General features: G+C 71.8%; 16 protein-coding genes. 10 read left to right on the forward strand and 6 right to left on the reverse strand.

Annotated features, from left to right (window positions below; genetic code table 11):
- Positions 1-125: 125 nt before the first annotated feature.
- Positions 126-734 (reverse strand): hypothetical protein, encoded by a 609-nt coding sequence (locus N6H00_RS21195; protein ID WP_268973383.1) that lies wholly within the window; start codon positions 732-734, stop codon positions 126-128.
- Positions 724-1,230, reverse strand: a complete 507-nt coding sequence (locus tag N6H00_RS21200; RefSeq protein ID WP_268973385.1) for a SigE family RNA polymerase sigma factor — start codon at positions 1,228-1,230, stop codon at positions 724-726. The genes N6H00_RS21195 and N6H00_RS21200 overlap by 11 nt, the downstream gene beginning before the upstream one ends.
- 167 nt (positions 1,231-1,397) lie before the next feature.
- Here N6H00_RS21200 and N6H00_RS21205 point away from each other — a divergent pair, with 167 nt between their 5' ends.
- The 3 genes from N6H00_RS21205 (at position 1,398) to proP (ending at position 4,085) form a co-directional block, all read left to right on the forward strand.
- Positions 1,398-1,886: a hypothetical protein gene (locus tag N6H00_RS21205; protein ID WP_268973387.1), complete on the forward strand. Its 489-nt coding sequence runs from the start codon at positions 1,398-1,400 to the stop codon at positions 1,884-1,886.
- 124 nt (positions 1,887-2,010) lie between these two features.
- Positions 2,011-2,382, forward strand: coding sequence for a cupin domain-containing protein (locus tag N6H00_RS21210; RefSeq protein WP_268977059.1), 372 nt, complete (start codon positions 2,011-2,013; stop codon positions 2,380-2,382).
- A 167-nt stretch (positions 2,383-2,549) separates the two neighbouring features.
- The gene (gene proP, locus N6H00_RS21215) at positions 2,550-4,085 is read left to right on the forward strand and encodes a glycine betaine/L-proline transporter ProP (RefSeq protein WP_268977060.1); all 1,536 of its coding nucleotides are present in this window, start codon (positions 2,550-2,552) and stop codon (positions 4,083-4,085) included.
- A gap of 28 nt (positions 4,086-4,113) precedes the next feature.
- Here proP and N6H00_RS21220 read toward each other — a convergent pair whose 3' ends face one another.
- Positions 4,114-4,518: a pyridoxamine 5'-phosphate oxidase family protein gene (locus N6H00_RS21220; protein ID WP_268973389.1), complete on the reverse strand. Its 405-nt coding sequence runs from the start codon at positions 4,516-4,518 to the stop codon at positions 4,114-4,116.
- A 115-nt stretch (positions 4,519-4,633) separates the two neighbouring features.
- Between N6H00_RS21220 and clpB the strand changes: the two genes are divergently transcribed.
- Both clpB and N6H00_RS21230 read left to right on the forward strand, forming a co-directional pair.
- Positions 4,634-7,231, forward strand: a complete 2,598-nt coding sequence (gene clpB / locus N6H00_RS21225) for an ATP-dependent chaperone ClpB (protein WP_268973390.1) — start codon at positions 4,634-4,636, stop codon at positions 7,229-7,231.
- Positions 7,232-7,338: 107 nt separating this feature from the next.
- A complete protein-coding gene (locus N6H00_RS21230) occupies positions 7,339-7,875 on the forward strand; it encodes a YbjN domain-containing protein (protein WP_268973391.1) in 537 nt (178 codons plus the stop codon).
- A 20-nt stretch (positions 7,876-7,895) separates the two neighbouring features.
- Here the strand turns inward: N6H00_RS21230 and N6H00_RS21235 are convergent, their stop codons facing one another.
- Both N6H00_RS21235 and N6H00_RS21240 read right to left on the reverse strand, forming a co-directional pair.
- Positions 7,896-9,113 (reverse strand): hypothetical protein, encoded by a 1,218-nt coding sequence (locus tag N6H00_RS21235; RefSeq protein ID WP_268973392.1) that lies wholly within the window; start codon positions 9,111-9,113, stop codon positions 7,896-7,898.
- Positions 9,114-9,281: 168 nt separating this feature from the next.
- A complete protein-coding gene (locus tag N6H00_RS21240; RefSeq protein WP_268973393.1) occupies positions 9,282-10,463 on the reverse strand; it encodes a pyridoxal phosphate-dependent aminotransferase in 1,182 nt (393 codons plus the stop codon).
- A gap of 202 nt (positions 10,464-10,665) precedes the next feature.
- On the opposite strand from N6H00_RS21240, the gene N6H00_RS21245 reads away from it, so the two are divergent.
- Positions 10,666-11,610, forward strand: coding sequence for a DUF5996 family protein (locus tag N6H00_RS21245; RefSeq protein ID WP_268973394.1), 945 nt, complete (start codon positions 10,666-10,668; stop codon positions 11,608-11,610).
- Positions 11,611-11,641: 31 nt separating this feature from the next.
- Here N6H00_RS21245 and N6H00_RS21250 read toward each other — a convergent pair whose 3' ends face one another.
- Complete coding sequence (locus N6H00_RS21250; protein ID WP_268973395.1) at positions 11,642-12,022, reverse strand: VOC family protein; 381 nt, start codon at positions 12,020-12,022, stop codon at positions 11,642-11,644.
- A gap of 137 nt (positions 12,023-12,159) precedes the next feature.
- Between N6H00_RS21250 and N6H00_RS21255 the strand changes: the two genes are divergently transcribed.
- The 4 genes from N6H00_RS21255 (at position 12,160) to N6H00_RS21270 (ending at position 15,718) form a co-directional block, all read left to right on the forward strand.
- The gene (locus N6H00_RS21255; protein WP_268973396.1) at positions 12,160-12,663 is read left to right on the forward strand and encodes a hypothetical protein; all 504 of its coding nucleotides are present in this window, start codon (positions 12,160-12,162) and stop codon (positions 12,661-12,663) included.
- 143 nt (positions 12,664-12,806) lie between these two features.
- Positions 12,807-13,106 (forward strand): hypothetical protein, encoded by a 300-nt coding sequence (locus tag N6H00_RS21260; RefSeq protein ID WP_268973397.1) that lies wholly within the window; start codon positions 12,807-12,809, stop codon positions 13,104-13,106.
- Between the two features lie 289 nt (positions 13,107-13,395).
- Positions 13,396-14,034, forward strand: coding sequence for a DUF2617 family protein (locus tag N6H00_RS21265; RefSeq protein ID WP_268973398.1), 639 nt, complete (start codon positions 13,396-13,398; stop codon positions 14,032-14,034).
- Positions 14,035-14,143: 109 nt separating this feature from the next.
- Positions 14,144-15,718 (forward strand): polyamine aminopropyltransferase, encoded by a 1,575-nt coding sequence (locus N6H00_RS21270; protein WP_268977061.1) that lies wholly within the window; start codon positions 14,144-14,146, stop codon positions 15,716-15,718.
- The last annotated feature ends 112 nt before the right edge of the window (positions 15,719-15,830 follow it).

A 15,830-nucleotide genomic window follows, 5' to 3' on the forward strand; every position in this document is an offset into this window, starting at 1 on the left:
GCCGCACCGCGTGCCCGAGCGGCCCGGCGACCGGTTTTCCGGCCGCCGGGCCTGCTGTGTGTCTGGGCGGGTTTTGTGTCGGGGCGGGTTCTTCGCCGGGGCGGGCTTTATCGGGGCGGCGCGGGTCACGACCCGTTCGGGCAGCTCCATTTCGAGATCTTCATGACCCGGAGGTCGAATTCGATGTCGATCGCTTCGGGTCCACCGTCGCGGACGACCCGCACGCGGGCGGTGTCCGTCCCCGTACGGTGAGGGTCGCCGACGGTGAACGTGGTGTGCGCCGTCACCCGCCCACAGGTGGCCGCCGGACCGTCCGTCCCCGTAGGCGTGCGGGCCGCCGCCTCCTCCTGCCGCAGCGCGCCGGACGTGAAGTGCGTGGCCAGCAGCTGCGACAGCTTCGTGGCCGAGGCGGTCTCGCCCTGAGCGGCGACGGTTCCCGGCAGGGCGGAATAGTACGAGCGCAGCTCTTCCCGCACTCTCGTCATGCCGGCGCTCTCCGCGGGGCGGGCGGGCCGCACCGCCGTCCGTTCCGCGCTCAGGACGTGCCAGCAGACCACTCCCGCACAGGTCGCCGCGCTCAGCGCGGCGGCGGTGGCGGACAGCACGCGCCGCCTGCGCCGCCTGGCGCCGCGCAGCCGCACTTCCCGGCCGGGCATGGGCCGTTCGACCCGGACCTCGTCGAGCCTGGCCCGGCTCTCGGCGAGCCAACCCTGGACCCGGAGTTCATCCGACATGGTCCACCTCCTTGTCCGGCACGGAGGAAAGGCAGCGCGCGAGCGACAGCCGCCCACGAACCAGCCATGCCCTGACACTGCCCGCCGGCCAGCCCGTCTCGGTACTGATCTGTTCCACGCTCAGATCGCACAAATGGTAGAGAACGATCACGTTTCGCTGTTTCCTCGGCAGCGTTTTGAGCGCCTCCACGAGGACGATGTGCTCCGGGGACGGGCCTTCGACGTCCCGGTGTTCATGATGGCGCTGCAGCAGGTGCAGACCGCGCCGCATACGGCGGAACCGGGATACGGCGAGCCGCCAGGCCGTGGTCCGGATCCATGCTTCCTGGGAAGGGGCACCCGCGAATCTCCCCCGCCGGTCCCAGGCCCTGATGAACGCCTCCTGGACGACGTCCTGAGCCTCGGGGAGATCTCCGGTCAGCGCGTAGAGCTGCCGGACGAGCCGGGGATAGGCCCGTGCATAGAATTCGTCGAATTCCTCTTCCGCCGAACCCATCGCCCCTCTTCCGCCGATTTCCCGCACGAGGGAGACGCACCGGCGCCCGCGCCGCGCTACGGCGGGCGGCTGTGATCTGTATCACCGGATTCGAGTGTCGCCGCGGGGTCCCCGTGCTGCGTATTCACCGTGTTCCAGTCCAACAGGCCGACAGCAGAGGAAAACCCATGCGCCATGCCGGACCCCGTAAGACGAGCAAGACGGCCCTCAAGCTCAAGACCGCCACGGTGAGCGCTCTGACCTTCGGCAGCCTGTTCCTGGCAGCGGAGTCGCAGGTCCACGCCGCGACATCGGCTTCGCACTCCGCCCAGGACGCCGACAAGGCGGAGCAGGCGGCTGACCGTGTGCCGGGCAAGGCCGAGGATGCGGCTCACCCGGTGTCGGGTGGGTCGGAGGATGCGGCTCAGTCCGTGCCGGGCAAGGCGGAGCAGGCGGCTCACCCGGTGTCGGGTGGGTCGGAGGATGCGGCTGACCGTGTGCCGGGCAAGGCCGAGGATGCGGCTCACCCGGTGTCGGGTGGGTCGGAGGATGCGGCTCAGTCCGTGCCGGGCAAGGCGGAGCAGGCGGCTCACCCCGTGTCGGGTGGGGCGGCGGAGGACGCGGCCCATGCCCTGAAGGCCGAGGCGGCGGCGCGGTACCACTCCTCGCACCGCTGATCGACGGCTGTCGACCCGAGGAGGCTGACCGTGTCCGCGGTCAGCCTCCGGGAACCTCCGGGCCGGGCGGCGCGCCGTCGGGGCGTCCCGGGCGCACCATGGAGGTATGGGAGGAGGTATCGCCATGGTGGAGGTCAAGACGATCGAGAAGCCGGATGAGCGGCGTGACTTTCCCGGGGGCCATATCGAAGCCCTGCATCTGACCGGGCTGGATTTCGCCGTGGGCACCTTCGAGCCCGGATGGCGCTGGCGGGAGTCGGTGCGGCCGATCGTGGGGACCGAGCTGTGCGAGGTCCACCACAGCGGGATCGTGGTCCAGGGACGGATGCGGCTGCGCACGACCGAGGGCGCGGAGACCGAGGTGGGGCCCGGCGATGTGTATGTGGTGTCGCCCGGCCATGACGCGTGGGTCGTCGGCGATGAGCCGGTCGTGGTGTACGACGTCGCCGGGCAGATGGCGCAGACGTACGCGAAGTCGAGTCGGGCCGGGGCCTGAGGCGGGGGAGGCAGCGGCACCCGGGCGTCAGGAGCCCAAGCATGATCCGTACGACGCTCCTCAGCGGTACGTAGCCGTCGGCAGGGGACGAGATGAGTTCCGGCCGGACACCGCCGCGCGGGCCCTACCACGGGGGCCGGCCGCGCGGCAGTGCCCGCACCGACCGGATGCTCCGGACGCTGCTGCGCCGCCGTAAGGAGCCGCTGTCCATCGAGGACGTCACCGTCGTCGACAAGCCGAGGATGCGCCGCGCGGTCGCGGCGACGGCGGTCGGCAACATGATGGAGTGGTTCGACTTCGGCGTCTACGCGTATGTAGCGGTCACCCTCGGCAAGGTCTTCTTCCCGTCCGACAACCCCGCCACCCAGGTGGTCTCCACCTTCGCCACCTTCGCGGTGGCGTTCCTGGTGCGGCCCCTCGGCGGGCTGGTCTTCGGGCCGCTGGGCGACCGGATCGGGCGCCGGCGGGTGCTGTCCACCACCATGATCATGATGGCGATCGGCACCTTCGCGGTGGGCGTGCTGCCCGGTTACGACGCCGTCGGGTTCGCCGCGCCGCTGCTGCTGCTGGCGTGCCGGGTGGTCCAGGGCTTCTCCACCGGCGGTGAGTACGCCGGGGCGACCACGTACATCGCGGAGTTCGCGCCCGATCAGCGCCGTGGCTTCCTCGGCAGCTGGCTGGATTTCGGCACCTTCGTCGGCTACTCGATGGGCTCCGGTGTGGTCACGGTGCTCACCGCGATCCTCGGCGGGGACGGGATGGTGGCCTGGGGCTGGCGGGTGCCGTTCCTGGTGGCGGGGCCGCTGGGGTTGATCGGCCTGTACATGCGGCTGCGTCTGGAGGAGACCCCGGCCTTCCAGCTGGAGGCCGAGCGGGCGGCCGAGGCGGCGGAGGAGGCGGCCGCCCGGGGTGGCACCGAGCCGATCGAGGAGGCGCGCCAGTCCGGCAAGGGGCGGTTGAAGGAGATCTTCACCCGGCACTGGCAGGCGGTGCTGATCTGCATGGGCCTGGTGCTGCTCTACAACGTCACCAACTACATGGTCACGTCGTATCTGCCGACGTACATGACCTCCACGCTCGGCCAGCGGGCAACGGTCGCCCAGACGCTGGTCCTGGGCACCATGATCGTCGTCGCGCTGACCATCACCGTGGTCGGGCGCAGCTCCGACCGCTGGGGGCGCAGGCCGATGTTCATGGTCGGAAGCGTGGGGTTGGTCGTGCTGGCGGTTCCGGCGATCCTGCTCATCCAGGCGGGCGGCATCCTGCTGCCCGCCATCGGCTGTCTGGTGCTCGGTCTGCTGCTGGTCATCTTCGCGGGGACCAGCGCCGCCACGCTTCCGGCGCTGTTCCCGACCCGGCTGCGCTATGGTGCGCTGTCGATCTCGTTCAACATCTCGGTGTCGCTGTTCGGCGGTACGACACCGCTGCTGGCCTCATGGCTGGTGGCCAGCACGCACAACGCGCTGGTGCCCGCGTACTACCTGATGGTGGCGGGTCTGGTCGGCCTGGTCGCCACCATCTTCCTGTACGAGACGGCGGGGAAGCCGCTGCGCGGTTCGGGGCCGATGGTGGAGACCGAGGAGGAGGCCCGTACGGCGGTGGCCGAGAGCCGTACCGAGGCCGGGCGCCGCGCCCGCGACGTGTGGCTGCGGGTACGGCACCCCTGGACGCATGTGCACCAGGACGACGAGGAGTGTGACTAGGCCCCAGCCGCTCACCGGACCCAGCCGCTCACGCCCGGCCCATGGCCCGGGTGAGGGTGATCTCGATGAGGACGCGGTCGGGGTTGGGGCGTGGGGTGCGCTGGTAGCGCTCGGCGTAGCGGCGTTCGGCGTCCGCGATCAGCTCGGGGTCCTCGCGTACCACCGCGAGCCCCTCCAGGGTGGCCCACCGCTTGCCCGCCAGCTGGCAGACCGCGACCCGCGCACCGCCCTCGCCCGCCGCCCGGACATGGGCGACCTTACGGCTGTGGCCGCCGGCGATGACGCGGGCGAGTCCCGCCTCGGGGTCGTAGGTGACGCCGACCGGGACGACGTGCGGGGTGCCGTCGGGGCGTGGGGTGGTCAGGGTGCACAGGTGGCGTTCGCGCCAGAAGGCGAGGTACTCGGGGTCGGGGTTGCGGGGGTCGATGGGCATGGCCCAGAACCTAAGGCCAGGGGAGTGGCGTGAGCGAGGTTGAGTGGAATAGACTCAACTTTACGGATGTTGGGTAGGGCAGGATGCAGTCCGGAGCGAGGAGGAGCACAGGGACGTGGATGCCGAGCTGACCAACAAGAGCCGGGCGGCGCTGAGCGCCGCCAACGACCGGGCGGTGTCCTCCGGGCACGCGGACATGACGCCCGCGCATCTCCTGCTCGCCCTGCTGGAGGGCCAGGACAACGAGAACGTCATGGATCTGCTGGCCGCCGTCGAGGCCGACGCGGCCTTCGTGCGCGGCGGCACCGAGCGGCTGCTCGCCGCCCTGCCCAGCGTGCAGGGCTCGACCGTGGCCCCGCCGCAGGCCAGCCGGGATCTGCTGGCCGTCGTCGCGGACGCTACCCAGCGGGCCAGGGAACTCGGGGACGACTACGTCTCCACCGAGCACCTCCTCATCGGCGTCGCTGCCAAGGGCGGCCAGGCCGGGGAGCTGCTCGTCCAGCAGGGGGCGAGCGCCAAGAAGCTGCTCGCCGCGTTCGAGAAGGTCAGGGGTGGACAGCGGGTGACGACGCCCGATCCGGAGGGCACGTACAAGGCCCTGGAGAAGTTCGGCACGGACTTCACCGCCGCCGCGCGCGAGGGCAAGCTCGACCCGGTCATCGGCCGGGACCAGGAGATCCGCCGGGTGGTGCAGGTGCTCTCCCGGCGCACCAAGAACAACCCGGTGCTGATCGGCGACCCGGGCGTCGGCAAGACGGCCGTCGTCGAGGGGCTCGCCCAGCGGATCGTCAAGGGCGACGTCCCCGAGAGCCTGCGCGACAAGCGCCTGGTCGCGCTCGACCTCGGCGCGATGGTCGCGGGCGCGAAGTACCGCGGTGAGTTCGAGGAGCGGCTGAAGACCGTCCTGGCCGAGATCAAGTCCAGCGACGGCCAGATCATCACCTTCATCGACGAGCTGCACACGGTGGTCGGCGCGGGCGCCGGCGGCGACTCCGCGATGGACGCGGGCAACATGCTCAAGCCGATGCTGGCCCGCGGTGAGCTGCGCATGGTCGGCGCCACCACGCTCGACGAGTACCGCGAGCGGATCGAGAAGGACGCCGCGCTCGAGCGCCGCTTCCAGCAGGTGCTGGTCGCCGAGCCGACCGTCGAGGACACCGTCGCCATCCTGCGCGGGCTCAAGGGCCGCTACGAGGCCCACCACAAGGTGCAGATCGCCGACGGCGCGCTGGTGGCCGCCGCGGCCCTCTCCGACCGCTACATCACCTCCCGCTTCCTGCCCGACAAGGCCATCGACCTGGTCGACGAGGCGGCCTCCCGGCTCCGGATGGAGATCGACTCCTCCCCCGTGGAGATCGACGAGCTCCAGCGGTCGGTGGACCGGATGCGGATGGAGGAGATGGCCCTCGCCCGGGAGACCGACGAGGCCAGCAAGCAGCGGCTGGAGAAGCTGCGCCGCGACCTCGCCGACAAGGAGGAGGAGCTGCGCGGGCTCACCGCCCGCTGGGAGAAGGAGAAGCAGGGCCTCAACCGCGTCGGTGAGCTGAAGGAGAAGCTGGACGAGCTGCGCGGCCAGGCCGAGCGCGCCCAGCGCGACGGCGACTTCGACACCGCCTCCAAGCTGCTGTACGGGGAGATCCCGGCCGTCGAGCGGGAGCTCGCCGCGGCATCGGAGGCCGAGGCGGAGGCGGAGAGCCGGCCGGACCGCCCCACGATGGTCAAGGAGGAGGTCGGCCCGGACGACGTGGCCGATGTGGTCGCCTCCTGGACCGGTATCCCCGCGGGCCGGCTGCTGGAGGGCGAAACCCAGAAGCTACTGCGCATGGAGGAGGAGCTGGGCAAGCGGCTGATCGGCCAGACCGAGGCGGTACGGGCCGTGTCGGACGCCGTGCGCCGGACCCGGGCGGGCATCGCCGACCCGGACCGGCCCACCGGCTCGTTCCTCTTCCTCGGCCCCACCGGCGTCGGCAAGACCGAGCTGGCCAAGGCGCTCGCCGACTTCCTCTTCGACGACGAGCGGGCCATGGTCCGCATCGACATGAGCGAGTACGGCGAGAAGCACAGCGTGGCCCGGCTGGTCGGCGCCCCGCCCGGCTATGTCGGCTACGAGGAGGGCGGCCAGCTGACCGAGGCGGTGCGCCGCCGCCCGTACAGCGTGGTGCTGCTGGACGAGGTGGAGAAGGCCCACCCCGAGGTCTTCGACATCCTGCTCCAGGTCCTCGACGACGGACGGCTCACCGACGGCCAGGGCCGGACGGTGGACTTCCGCAACACCATCCTGGTGCTCACCTCCAACCTGGGCAGCCAGTACCTGATGGACCCGCTGCTCGGCGAGGAGGAGAAGAAGCAGAGCGTGCTGGAGACCGTGCGGACCTCCTTCAAGCCGGAGTTCCTCAACCGCCTGGACGACCTCGTGGTCTTCTCCGCGCTCAGCGGGCCGGAGCTGGCCCGGATCGCCGAGCTCCAGGTGGCCCGGCTGGCCGGCCGCCTCGCCGACCGCAGGCTGACCCTCGACGTCACCCCGGCCGCGCTGGAATGGCTCGCCCAGGAGGGCAACGACCCGGCGTACGGGGCGCGCCCGCTGCGCCGGCTGATCCAGACCGCGATCGGCGACCGGCTGGCCAAGGAGATCCTCGCCGGGGAGATCCGGGACGGCGACAAGGTCCGGGTGGACCGGGCCGGCGACGGCCTTCTGGTCGGCCCGGCGCAGTAGCGCTCCGGGATCGGTTTCCGCCGGATCGGGCAATGTACGGCGGGGGTTGCACGGCGGGGGCGGGTGTGAGGGAGGATGGCGGTATTCCATACGAAGGGAAATCCACGGTGAGCATCGACCCGTCCTCGATTCCGAATTTCGGGGGTCAGCCCGAGCCCGAACCGACGGGTCCGAGCGGCCCCGTGCTGCCCGACCAGGATCTGGTCAAGCAGCTGCTGGAGCAGATGGAGCTGAAGTACGTCGTCGACGAGGAGGGGGACCTCGCCGCGCCGTGGGAGCAGTTCCGTACCTACTTCATGTTCCGCGGGGAGGACGAGCAGCAGGTCTTCTCCGTCCGCACGTTCTACGACCGGCCGCACGGCATCGACGAGAAGCCGCGGCTGCTCGAGGCGATCGACGACTGGAACCGCCGCACGCTGTGGCCGAAGGTCTACAGCCACACCAATGACGACGGCACGGTCCGGTTGATCGGTGAGGCGCAGATGCTGATCGGCACCGGCGTCAGCCTGGAGCACTTCGTGTCCAGCACGGTCAGCTGGGTGCGGGCTTCGATCGAGTTCGACCGGTGGCTCGTCGAACAGCTCGGTCTGGAGGCCGATATCGAGTCCGACGGCGACGGCAAGCCGGACGACGACGGGGCCTGAGCCGCGGCGGCCCGGCGCCGTCAGGGCGCCACATGGGCCACGGCCAGCAGATACGTCCCGTAGAGACAGGAGAGCCCGGCCAGCGCACCGCCCATCAGGACGACGGTGCGGGGCCGGGCTCTTGCCATCGCCAGCGCCGCCGGGAGCAGCAGCGGGAAGGCGGGCAGCAGGAAGCGCGGCTTGGAGGCGAAATAGTTCGTGCCGCCGATGGCGATGACCACCAGGGTGAGGGTGTAGACGACCAGCGCGAGCGGCGGCGGGCACACGGCGAACCGGACGAGGGAGATCAGCGCGGCGCCGAGCACCGCCAGCACCATGGAGCGCATCAGCTGGTCGTCGCCGGTGAGCAGCTGGCGGACGAAGCGGAGACTGCCCGGTCCGAGGCGGAATCGCGAACCCCAGTCGTCCTGGACGTCCACATACCCGCGCCAGGTGCCGCGCCGGACCGCCACCCAGCCGAGATGGCCGAACCAGCCCAGCGGTGCGAGCCCCGCCCCCGCCCACACCCGCCAGGACACCCGCCCCCGGTGCCGCCGGATCCCGGCGGCGGCGCAGCAGCAGACGGCGGCGGCGACCGCGATCCCGTTGGGCCGGCAGGCCCCGGCGAGCAGGGCGAGCGCCCCGGCCCACAGCCACCGGCCGGTCAGCACGGCATACAGCGACCAGGCCGCCAGCGCCGTCAGCAGCGACTCGGTGTACGCCATGGACTCGATGACCGCGTGCGGCAGCAGTCCCCACAGCGCGACCAGCAGCGTCCCCACCCGCCGCCCGTGCAGCCGCTCCCCGATCGCGTAGATCCCCCACGCCGCCAGCCCCGACGCGACCCAGGCGATCAGGAGCGCGGCGGTCACCGCGGTGAGGGGCAGGGCGGTGGTGACGGCGCGGATCAGGGCCGGGTAGAGCGGGAAGAAGGCGAGATCGCTGAAGACCCGGCCGGGGTAGTGGACGGAGGGGTGGACGGTGCCGTACCCGTGCCGGGCGATGCTCACGTACCACAGGCTGTCCCACTGATGGCCGAGCAGCGTGCGCGGATCGCGGCCGGTCCGCCAGGCCCAGAGCGCCAGGCAGCCGGCCCCGGCAAGCCGTACGGCCGCGTACACCGCGAGCGCGAGCCAGGCCCGCCCCAGCGACGCCCGCATCCGCCTCAGCGATGCCCACGCCCGGCCCCGCCGCCACCGCCCGGCCGGTCCGCCGGGCGGCTCCGGTGCCCAGGTGGACGCGGCGGTGTCGGCGGACACGGGAACCTCCGGTGCGGGCACACGACGGACGCGCGCCGAGCCCCCGGGAGGGGACGGTCCAGGGGGCTCGGCGGATACCCCGACCATCCGCCGGATCGCGGCCGCCCGCGACCCGGGAGGCCCATCCGGCGGAACGGGGCGTCCTGCTCGGAGGAAGGAACGGGGGCGTCAGCCCGCGGCGAGCCCCTTGAGCCGCCCGACCGCCTCCGTCAGGACGTTCTCGCGCTTGCAGAAGGCGAACCGGACGAAGGGCGAGCCCTGGTCCCGGTGGTCGTAGAAGACCGCGTTCGGGACGGCGACCACTCCGCAGCGCTCGGGGAGGGAGCGGCAGAAGGCGAAGCCGTCGGTTTCGCCGAGGGGACGGATGTCGGTGGTGATGAAGTACGTGCCCGAGGGGCGGAAGACGTGGAAGCCCGCGTCGGTCAGGCCGTCGGCCAGCAGATCGCGCTTGGCCAGCAGATCGTCGCGGATGCCGTGGAAATAGGCGTCGGGGAGGCGCAGCGCCTCGGCGACCGCGTACTGGAAGGGGCCCGCCGAGACGTAGGTGAGGTACTGCTTGGCCGAGCGCACCGCCGTGACCAGCTCGGGAGCGCCGGTCACCCACCCGACCTTCCACCCCGTGAAGGAGAAGGTCTTGCCCGCGCTGCTGATGGTGACGGTCCGCTCGCGCATCCCGGGGAAGGAGACGAGCGGGGTGTGCGTGGTACCGAAGACGAGGTGTTCGTAGACCTCGTCGGTGACCACCAGCAGATCGCGCTCGACGGCGAGCTCGGCGACGGCGGCCAGCTCCTCGTGGGTGAGCACGGTGCCGGTGGGGTTGTGCGGGGTGTTGAGCAGGATCAGCCGGGTGCGGTCGGTGACGGCGGCGCGCAGCTCGTCCAGGTCCAGGCGGAAGGTGTCGCCGTCCGGGCGAAGGGTGACGGGGACGCGGACGCCGCCCGCCATGGCGACACAGGCCGCGTACGAGTCGTAGTACGGCTCGAGCGCGATCACCTCGTCGCCCGGCTCCACCAGCCCCAGCAGCGACGCCGCGATGGCCTCGGTGGCGCCCGCGGTGATCAGCACCTCGGTGTCGGGGTCGAAGTCCAGGCCGTACCAGCGCCGCTGGTGCTCGGTGACGGCCGTGCGCAGCTCGGGCACGCCGGGGCCGGGCGGGTACTGGTTGCCCCGGCCGTCCCGCAGCGCGCGGACCGCGGCCTCGCGCACCTCCTCGGGGCCGTCGGTGTCCGGGAAGCCCTGGCCCAGGTTGATGGCGCCGGTGCGCACGGCGAGGGCGGACATCTCGGCGAAGATCGTGGTGCCGAAGGCGGCCAGTCGGCGGTTGAGCGGCGGTCGTCCCATGGCGCCCATCCTCCGCCGAACCGGCGGCCTTCCTCAACTCCGCCCCTGGTCCGGACGCGGTCGATGGCTTCACCGGCGGGGTTTTCACCGGCGGGGTTTTCAGCGAGCGGCGTTTTCACCGGCCGGGCGCACGGGTACCCGGCCGGGCCGGAAACCGTCGCCTGCGCGTTGCCGGAGCGGCGAAGACCGCGCGAGGCGAGCGGGAGGCGAGATGGCAGAGCAGAACACACAGCGGACCGGCGGCTGGCCACGGCTCCGGGTGGCGGACTGGGTCGAGACCCGGGACACCCTGCACATGTGGACCCAGATCGTCGGCAAGATCCGGCTGGCCCACGCACCACTGGCCAACCACTGGTGGCAGGTCACCCTGTACGTCAGCCCGCGCGGGCTGAGCACCTCCGCCATCCCGTACCGGACCGGGGCGTTCGATATCGAGTTCGATTTCGTGGACCACCGGCTGCGCATCCGGGTCAGCGACGGGAGCCGGCGCGAGCTGGCGCTGGAGTCCAAGCCGGTGTCCCGGTTCTACGCCGAGATCATGGACGCGCTGGGCGAGCTGGGCATCCACACCCGGATATACCCCCGGCCGAACGAGGTGGACCCGGCGATCCCGTTCGCCGAGGACCACCGGCACGCCGCCTACGATCCGCACGCCGCGTACCTGTTCTGGTGCCAGCTGCTGCGGGCACACCAGGCGTTCGCGGAATTCCGGTCCTCTTTCATCGGCAAGGCCAGCCCCGTGCACTTCTTCTGGGGGGCGATGGACCTGGCCGTCACCCGCTTCTCCGGGCGGCCCGCGCCGACGCATCCCTCCGGCGGGGTGCCCAACCTGCCGGACCGGGTGACGCGAGAGGCGTACTCCCTCGAGCTGTCCAGCTGCGGGTTCTGGCCCGGCGGCGGTGAGGAGGGCGGCTTCTACGCCTACGCCTATCCCGAGCCGGCCGGCTTCGCCGACTACCCGGTCCGCCCCGCGGCGGCGTCGTACCAGCGGCAGATGGGTGAGTTCCTGCTGCCCTACGAGGCGGTCGCCGGCGCCGCCGATCCGGACCGGACGCTCAGCGAATTCCTGCACAGCACCTATGAGGCGACCGCCGACCTGGGCCGCTGGGACCGGGTGGCGCTGGAAGCCGACCTGCGCCACGTGGAACACCACTAGCGGCGCGGCTGAAGCAGACGAGGGGGACCGCTCAGGGCCAGACGTTGGCCTGGGTCCGGAAGGTCTCCGCGTCGCTCTCCACCGGCAGCACGCACACCAGGTGGCCACCGGGCACGCGGAGCGTCCGGCACTCCTGCCACTGCGAGACCTGCTCAGCCCCCAGGGCGACCAAGCGCGCGGTTTCCGCGTCGATGTCGTCGGTCTCGATGTCCAGGTGGATACGAGGTGCGTCGTCGACCGCCTGGACGGCGGTGTTCACCCCGGGCAGGGCCTGATGGAGCCTGGTGTATTGCGGAGCCGCCGGAAGCGGCCGGGCGGTGACGCCGAGCGCCGCCGACCAGAAGGCGACGGCCCGCGCGGCCTCGTCCCGCGGCGCGTCGATCAGAACGGCGTATACCCGGCTCCTGTGCATGCCCGTGCACTACCCCGGTGAGCCGACGGTCAGTCCTGCCTCGACGGTCTGCGCAGCAGCACGGTTGTCCGCTGGTGGTGCTGCCATGTCACTGTCACAATCGTCCTGATTGCGACGGCACGCGCTAAGGGGGGCGGGTGGCTCAGTCGGAGATCCCTGTGGCGTTGATCGGCCTGGGAGGTGCGGTTGCCGGGGCGGTGGCCACCGTCGCGGTGGGTCGCTTCACGGGACGCGCCAGTGTCAAGGCGGCCACCGTCGCCAAGGTGGACACCTTGCAGGACGAGCTGACCAAGTTCTGCGCCCCGTTCGTCGAGGCCAGGATCCAGCTGGAGCCGGCCCTCGCCGGACGGACTCCCACCGATCCCTGGCCGGCGCTGGCCCCGCAGATGTCCAGAGCGGCGCCACGCTGGACGTCCATGGCCGCGGACCCGCTGGCGCTGTGGGAGTTACCCGGAGTGGTGCGCCGTAAGGCCGCCTATGTCGACGGCGAGATCCGGTCCCATCAGTCGCGCAATGATCAGGTGCTCCGCAACGAGGTGCACCTGGCGGCCCGCGAGCTCTACCACGGGGCCAAAGAGCTCATCGATACGTACACCCGGGAGTTCCGGCGGCTCGCCAAGCGCGGCATGGGCGTGATCTGACGCCCGGTCGGCCGGCTCGCCCATGCTCCCCTCCAACCTCTGGACTTCCTCAACTCCGCTTTCGACCCCGGTGCGGTCGGGCAGGGGACCCGACAGGTACGAAGCGGTACCTCGCTACGGGGGTTGGAAGGAGAGTGAGGACCATGGGTCCTGTTGTCATCTTCGTGGTGCTGGCGTTCACGTTCGCGGCGGTCGCCGCGCTGACCGCCGGCCGGTCGAAGGGGTACAGCGGACGGCGCAGGCGGTCCTGGAGCGCGGGATCCGGTGGCGCGGCAGGCGGCAGCTGGTGGGCCGGTGACGGCGGTGGTGGCCATCACGGGGGTGGCCACCACGGCGGCGGGCACCACGGCGGCGGTGGCTGCGGCGGCGGGAGCGGCTGCGGTGGCGGGGGCGGCTGTGGTGGTGGCGGTGGTGGGGGTGGTGGCTGCGGTGGAGGCGGCTGATCCGCCCTCACCACGCGTCCTCACGGCCGTGATGCGACAAGCCCGCGCCCGGCGCGCCAACGTGCGCCGGGCGCGGGCTTGTTGAACACTTGACCTAGAGAGCGCCCTAGAGGGTGGAAACCCGGTGAAGATGGGTAAAAACGATGTGGCGCCGAGCATTTCATGATTCTGTGTACCACCATCGACCTTACGGACCCCACGTGGGCACGAGCCGGCGTATGCGCATGCCCCTGGTCCACCGCGGGGCGAGCCGGCCCATCTTTCCACTGCGTGCTTGCGGAGCCGACCCATGCTCACGACCCTCAAGACTGCCTACACCGATACCCGCGCCGCCGATCTCGCCTGGAGCCTGGGACGGGAACCGCTTCCCGCCCTCGCCGTACTCGATCTGCGACTCCATGGCTTCGCCGTCCAGTTGAGGCTGCTGGGAGCTTCGCACCAGGTCCTCCTCGAAGGGGAGGACGGCCGTTGTTCGGAGACCGTGGCCTGTATGTCCGGCAACAGCACCCCGCTGCCGCTGGGGGTCTCCACGCTCGTCGACGGCCGTGAATACGAGTTCGCGGCGCGCGTCGAAGAGTTGTCGCAAGGAGCCTTCGCCGGGCGCGCGCAGGAGTTGCTCGCCCTGGTGTCCGACCATCCGCACGGTCTGGCCGGCACCTTTCCCGGCAGCCCGCACGCGTTCACGGCGCTGCTCGCGCAGTGGCACGAGGGCACGGTGGGATGGCGGACCTGGCATGCCTATCCCCAGGAGGGCCGGCTGGTCACCACCCGCACCTGCGTGGGGGCCAGGGTGCCGGCCGCGCTCCGGCCGCCGGGAGCCGGTGGGCTCGACATGGGCGGACTGCCGAGTGGATTGCCCGGCGGACTGCCTGATGGGCTGTCGGGCGGAGTGCCGGGTGGGGTGTCCTCTCACGTTCCGTGCGGGTGAGGTGCCTCGACGCGTATCAAGGCCAGACGTACGAACGGCAATGCACTCGTACGGGGGACGAGACGTAGGCCAAATGTGACGTAACGTTCCCTTTGTGATCGATTCGCCGATGTCCGCCGTCTCGGATGCGCCGCCGTCGCCGGAGTCCCCGCCTCCGGTGCGGTTGCCCGTGCGGGCGGGGCTCGGCCGCTTTCTCGTGCTCGGCACGGTCTTCGTCTGCGCCGCCTGCGGGCTGGTCTACGAACTCGAACTCGTCGCCCTGGCCTCGTACCTGGTGGGTGACTCGGTCACCCAGGCGTCCGTGGTGCTGTCCGTGATGGTCTTCGCCATGGGGGTCGGCTCGCTGCTGGCCAAGCGGCTGCGCTGCCGGGCCGCCGTCGGCTTCGGCGCGGTCGAGGCGGTGCTCGCGCTCGTCGGCGGCTGTTCGGCGATGGCGCTGTACGCGTGCTTCGCCTGGTGCGGTCACTCGCGCACCGCGCTCGTCGGCTTCTCGTTCGCCATCGGTGTGCTGATCGGCGCCGAGGTGCCGCTGCTGATGACCCTGATCCAGCGGGTGCGCCGGCAGGACGCGGGCGGCGCGGTGGCCGATCTGTTCGCGGCGGACTACGTGGGCGCGCTGGTCGGCGGGCTCGCCTTCCCCTTCCTGCTGCTGCCCGGGTTCGGGCAGCTGACCGGCGCGCTGGTCACCGGCGCGGTCAACGCGGTCGCGGGCGGGGCGCTGGTGCTCTGGCTGTTCCGCCGCGATCTGAGCGTACGGGCGCGGTGGACGCTGATCGTCGCCAACGGGCTGGTGCTCGCCGTGCTGGCCGCCGGCGCCGCACTGACCCCCGCCTTCGAGCGGGCCGCCCGGCAGGCCGTCTACGGACCGGGGGTGCGGGTCGCGCTGCGCTCCGGCGAGCAGGAGATCGTGCTGACGGGCGGGGGAGCGAGCGGGCGTCCGGTGTCCCTCTTCCTGGGCGGGCGGCTGCGGGTCAGCGGGCGCGACGAGTTCCGCTTCCACGAGGCGCTGATCCACCCGGCGATGGCCGCCGGACCGCACCGCCGGGTCCTGGTGCTCGGCGGGGGCGACGGGCTCGCGGTGCGCGAGGTCCTGCGGTACGCGGGGGTCCGGTCGGTGACCGTCGTGGAGCGCGACGCGCAGGTGGTCCGGCTGGCCCGGCACGACCCGGACCTGTCGGCGCTCAACCACGGCGCCTACCGCGATCCTCGGGTGCGGGCGGTGACGGCGGACGCCTTCGACTGGCTGCGCCGGCCCGTGGCGTACGACGTGGTGGTCTGCGATCTGCCCGGCCCCGAGCTCACCGGGAGCACCAAGTACTACTCCCAGGAGTTCTACGGCCTGGCCGAGCGGGTGCTGACCCCCGGCGGCCGGCTGGTGGTCCACGCGGGGCCGCTGAGTCCCGCGCCGAGGGCGTTCTGGACGGTGGACGCGACGATGCGGTCGGTCGGCCTGCGGACCGCGCCCTATGTGATCGACACCCCGCGCCCCGGCCGCGGCCACCCGCACGACTGGGGCTTTGTACTGGCGGCGCGCTCCCCGGTGGGGCTGCGGCTGGCCCCGCACGGCCCGCGGCCACGCTCCCTGACACCGGCGGGGCTGCGGGCGGCCCGCCGCGGGGCCGAGCGCGTCCGCGAGGCGGGTCTGCCCCCTTCCACGCTGATGCGTCCGCGCTATGCGGAGTGAGGCGTGCGCGGGTGACCGTGTGGCCCGGCCCCGCCGGGCCGGGGGCGGCGCGCCCGGTGGGGAAAGTTGCGTGGGAACGGGTCTCAGTGAACGTGCGATGGGTACTGTCTTG

The sequence above is a fragment of the Streptomyces sp. S465 genome (assembly GCF_026898115.1).
GTDB lineage: Bacteria > Actinomycetota > Actinomycetes > Streptomycetales > Streptomycetaceae > Streptomyces > Streptomyces luomodiensis.